Genomic DNA, 4,965 nt, shown 5'->3' with positions numbered 1-4,965 from the left:
CGCGCGGCGGCGGTACAATGCCGGGCTGCCCGCGCGCCAGGCGCGCGCCGACGAGGCCGCGCCGCGCGCCGCCCGACACGACGACCACCGATTCCGACCGCCATGTTCTCCATCATCATCCCGACCTGGAACAACCTGCCGTACCTCAAGCTCGTCATCGACAGCCTGCGTCGGCATTCCGCGTACGAGCACCAGATCATCGTGCACGTGAACGACGGCTCGGACGGCACGCTCGACTGGGTCCGCAGCGAAGGCATCGAATACACGGCATCGCCGGCCAACATCGGCATCTGCCACGCGGTGAACCTCGCCGCGTCGCGCGCGACGCGCGACTACGTCGTCTACATGAACGACGACATGTTCTGCTGCCCCGGCTGGGATGCGGCGCTCGTGCGCCGCATCGGCCAGATGCCGACCGACCTGTTCATGCTGTCCGGCACGATGGTCGAGCCGGTCGACACGCGCAATCCGTGCGTCGTCGTCGGCAATTTCGGCCGGGACGCCGAGCATTTCGACGCGGCGGGCCTCGTCGCGGCCGCACCGACGCTCGTACGCGCCGACTGGCTCGGCTCGACCTGGCCGCCGACGCTCGTGCACCGCGACTGGTGGAACCGCATCGGCGGCTACAGCAGCGAGCTGTCGCCCGGCATGAGCAGCGACAATGACTTCTCGATGAAATTCTGGGACGCCGGCTGCCGGATCTTCGTCGGCGTCGGCGACAGCCTCGTCTACCACTTCCAGCAGAAGAGCACGGGCAAGATCGTCAAGAACGACGGCCGCCGCCAGTTCCTCAACAAATGGGGCATGACGCAGGCGACCTTCGACCGCTACTACCTGCACCGCGGCGAGCCGGCCGGCACGCGCGTCGCGCTCGACACGCCGGCCGTCGAGGGCCGGCTCAAGCGCGCGCTGCTGCGCTCCAGGATCAAGCGCGCGTTCAGCTGAACCGTCCCCCGAAACCCCACGGAAATGCCCGGTGGTTCGCGTATACTGCGCGGTTTGTCCCCGCGTGTGCCGCCGGGACGCGTGGCGCGCCGCATCGTGCCCGCATGCCGCAACCGCCTATCCGACAGGTTTCGATGCTTTCGTTTGCCACTCCCGCTTCGCGGCGCCTGACCGCCGCCCGCGCATTCGCCGTCGCCGCGCTATGCATGGTGCCCGTCTCGACCGCGCTGACGAACGTGTTCTGCGCGCTGTTCGCGGTCGCGCTCGTGATCACGCCCGAATTCTGGCGCGACCTGCGCTCGTTCGTCACCGACCCCGCGTCGCTCGCGGCGCTGCTGCTGATGGCCGCGCTGGCCGCCAGCGTCGCGTACACCGTCGCGCCGCATGACAAGGCGTGGGGCTGGGTCGCGAAGTACGACAAGCTGCTGCTGCTACCGTTCGCCGTGCTCGCGTTCCGCCATTCGAACTGGGCGCCGATCGTGCGGCGCTGCTGGTTCGGCACGCTGTGCGTGATCCTCGTGCTGTCGACGACGAACTACCTCGGGCTCACCGCGATCGGGCCCGCGCATGCGACCGAGCTGCCGCTGTCGCGCGCGTGGGTGTTCAAGAATCACATCGCGGCCGCCATGTTCGGCGCGCTGCTGTTCTACCAGGCGGCCGATCTCGCGCTGACGGCCCGCACGGCGCTGTCCCGTGCCGCGTTCGCCGGCATCGCCGCATGGTCGCTCGTCAATGTGTTCGTGATGCTGCAGGGACGCACGGGGCAGGTCATCGCGCTGCTGCTGATTCTCGTCGTCGCATTGCGTTTCGTGCTCGTGCTGCGCAAGCGCTCGGCGCTGCGCGCGGGCCTTGCCGCGGGCGCGCTGGTCGTCGCGGCAGCGGCGCTCGTCGTCGCCGCGTGCACGATCCACAACGGCCGGCTCGTGAAGGTCGTGTCCGAAGTGCAGCAATACCGGCAGAGCGATGCGGCCACGTCGACCGGGCTGCGGCTCGAGTGGTACAAGAAGGGGCTCGAGCTGTATCGCGCGCGGCCGGTGATCGGCTATGGCGCGGGCGGCCTCGAGTTCGAGTTCCAGAAGCTGACCGCAGGCAAGACCGCCGCCGAAGGCCAGCTCACGTCGAACCCGCACAACGAGTACCTGCTGATGGCCGTCCAGCTCGGCACGGTCGGCGTGCTGCTGTTCATCAACCTGATCGTGCAGATCGCACGCGGCAGCCGCGCCCTCGATCCGCGCTCCCGGCACCTGCTGCTCGCATGGCTCGCGATCTTCGCGATCGGCAGCCTCGCGAATTCGCTGCTGCTCGACTTCGCCGAAGGTCACCTGATCGTGCTGCTCGCGGGCATCCTGCTCGGTTGCAGCGAGCGCGGCGCCGTGCTGCCGCGCGAAACGTCGGCGATCCGGCGCAGCGCCTGATGCGGCGCGCGCCGGTCGCGCCGAATAACGTCAATGAAGCGTCCGCAAGCCGCCGCGCTCAGGCCGGCCGGGCATGCCGGACGCCCTGATTAGTCTTTTGCCGTACCGGTCGCGGCCCGGCTCGCGTTGTCGCGGCCCAGCCGCGACGTGTCGACGACGGCCGTCACGTCCGGCGCAGCGAACCCGAGCATCTCGGCCGCCGCGGCCTTCACGCGCTGCGCACTCAGGTTGACGAGACAGTCGCTGCGGCTGTCGACGTGGCGCTCGCAGCCCTCGTGCCGGCATGGCACGCAATCGCCCTCTCCCTGCAGCAGATAGACGTTGCCGTGCCGGCCCGAGCCGCGCAGCGGCCACGGATTCTCGGTCGCGGGCCAGTGCTGCGGCCATGGCCCCCAGCGCACGGGATCGGACGGCCCGAACAGCGCGATCGTGTCGGTGCCGGTGGCCGCGGCGACGTGTGTCGCGCCCGTGTCGGGCCCGATGAACAGCCGCGCGCGCCGCACGAGTTCCGCACTCTCGCCGAACGTGAGGCGGCCGACGAGATTCAGCACGTCGCCGCCCGCGTCGGCCGCCACCTGCGCCGCGTAATCGCGCTCGCCCTGGGCCGGGCCGCCGGACAGCGCGACCGCGAATCCATGGGCGCGCAGCCAGTCGATCATCTCGACCCAACCGTCGGAGCGCCACTGCTTGTAGCGGAACATCGGATACGGATGCAGGACGACGAGCGGCTTGCCGTCGCGCACCGCGGGCGACTCGGCGAGCCACGCGTCGAACCGCGCGCGGCGCGCGGGATCGTCGCCGATGCCGGGCGCGACGACTTCGGAGACCGGCTCGATGCCGATGACGGGCGCGAGCGCCAGCGTGCTCACGACGGTGTGCGCGGACTGGTGATGGTTGATCGCGATGCCGTGCAGCATCATCCGGGTCAGCCAGGTGACGCGGTCCGGATCGACGAGGCCGACCCGCTTGCGGCCCGCGAACCAGCTATAGAAGCGCGGCCGGTCGGAACTCAGCGCCGCGCACGCAAGGTCGTAGCGGCGCCACATCGACAGCGCATCGCGCAGCCGTTCGCGGAACCCGGCGCGCTGCGCGACCACGATCACGCGGCGCAGGTCCGGATTGTGCTCGAGCACGCTCTCGGTGCCGCGAAACACCAGCATGTCGATCTGCGCGTCCGGCCAGCGGGCTTTCAGCGAGCGCACGAGCGGTGTCGTCAGCAGTACGTCGCCGATGCGGCGCGGTGCTGCAACGAGGATGGTTCTGGGCGGGCGGGCGGGAGAAAACAGGGCCAAGGCAATCGATCCGTCTATCTGGCTGGCGAACAAGGCTGGCAATGTACAGGATTTTGCGGCAACCGGCGCGGGCCGTGTTGAGGCCAGGTGGGGGCGGCGGCGCGGCGGGAATCCGGCCCGCCGCGCGGCGGGCGAGCGCGAGTTACGAAGCGGTTGCTGCCGATATGGGTGTTGCGTTCGGTGCAATCGTTGCAGTCGTTGCAGTCTGCGCCGGCATCCCGAGAACCGGATCGTCAGCCGCGACGTCGCCGCGCTCGGTGTGCTGGAGCAGATGACGAACCGCCCGCTCGACCGCGTCGACTTCAATCGCGTCGACCGCCGCTCCGGCTCGCAGGAGCACATGCGGCACGCCGAGCGGATGCCAGCGCAGGTATTTTTCCGGCCGGTCCTCGAACAACGCGGCGACCGGCACGCCGAGTGCCGACGCCAGGTGCACCGGTGCGCTGTCGGCGGATACGACGACGTCGAGCAGGCTCACGGCCGCAGTCAGATCGGCGACCGATGCCGGCGCGACATGCCGCACGGCCACGTCGCGCCACGCGTCGAGATCGTCCGCGCCCGCCGGATCGCGGAACACGATCACGTCGGCGAGCCCGCCGAGCTGCCGGCTCAGGTCCCGCCATTTGTCCCCGCTCCAGCGTCGCTCGGCCGCCTTGTTCGATACGAACAGGCCGACCCGCGGCAGCGTGCGCGGCCCGAGCAGGCGATGCCACACGTCCTGCCGCGCGCGGTTCGGGTACGCGAACAGCGCGAGACCTTCGACATCGGTTCGCGCCAGTTCGGGCACGAGCTGGAATCCGGACAATGCTTCATGGCGCATGGGCCGGGTGCGGACATGCTCGGGCTGGCGGTCGTCGAACTCGGACCCCGCGTCGTGCCAGCGGCAATCCTTCGCGCCGAGCTGCCGCGCGAACTGCACGCTGCTCCGGTGCATCCCGCCGTTGGGGACCACTACCAGATCGAAACGCAGGCGGCGCAGGCGGCGCACGAGCCGCAGCCGGTCGACGATGGCCCGCCACCGGCCGGGACGGTCGTTACGCTCGCATTGCCGGCTGTACACGTACTTGTGCACCGTGTGCACGTCCGGGTTGCCGGCCAGTACGCCCGCGTTGTACGTGTTGGCGACCACGTGCAGCTCCGCGCCGGGCCAGCGCTGCTTCAGCGCGCCGAGAAACGCCGTCGTGCACAGCATGTCGCCCAGAAAATCTATCCGGATCACGAGGATCCGCGCCGTCGAATTGTCGTTGGCCATTCTTGCTGTCATGACGGTCTGTATTTTCGAGCGCGTGCCGCCTGCTCAGTACGCGATCTCA

General features: G+C 69.6%; 4 protein-coding genes. 2 read left to right on the top strand and 2 right to left on the bottom strand.

All coding sequences use genetic code 11. The features are described from left to right. The first annotated feature begins 102 nt into the window (after positions 1 to 102). Positions 103 to 945, top strand: coding sequence for a glycosyltransferase (locus G3N94_RS39600; RefSeq protein ID WP_205799637.1), 843 nt, complete (start codon positions 103 to 105; stop codon positions 943 to 945). Between the two features lie 134 nt (positions 946 to 1,079). Then, on the top strand, positions 1,080 to 2,360 hold the full coding sequence (locus G3N94_RS39595) for an O-antigen ligase family protein (RefSeq protein WP_205799636.1): 1,281 nt from the start codon (positions 1,080 to 1,082) through the stop codon (positions 2,358 to 2,360). An 89-nt stretch (positions 2,361 to 2,449) separates the two neighbouring features. On the opposite strand, the gene G3N94_RS39590 is transcribed toward G3N94_RS39595, so the two are convergent. Together G3N94_RS39590 and G3N94_RS39585 are read right to left on the bottom strand one after the other, a co-directional pair. Beyond that, positions 2,450 to 3,652, bottom strand: a complete 1,203-nt coding sequence (locus tag G3N94_RS39590; RefSeq protein WP_205799635.1) for a glycosyltransferase family 9 protein — start codon at positions 3,650 to 3,652, stop codon at positions 2,450 to 2,452. Positions 3,653 to 3,794: 142 nt separating this feature from the next. Further along, the gene (locus tag G3N94_RS39585; protein ID WP_205799634.1) at positions 3,795 to 4,904 is read right to left on the bottom strand and encodes a glycosyltransferase family 9 protein; all 1,110 of its coding nucleotides are present in this window, start codon (positions 4,902 to 4,904) and stop codon (positions 3,795 to 3,797) included. Positions 4,905 to 4,965 lie beyond the last annotated feature (61 nt).

Origin of the sequence: Burkholderia sp. Ac-20353 (genome assembly GCF_017104785.1) — a bacterium.
Classification (GTDB): domain Bacteria; phylum Pseudomonadota; class Gammaproteobacteria; order Burkholderiales; family Burkholderiaceae; genus Burkholderia.
Note: the sequence above shows the minus strand (reverse complement) of the source record. Positions and strands in the feature narration are given on the sequence as shown.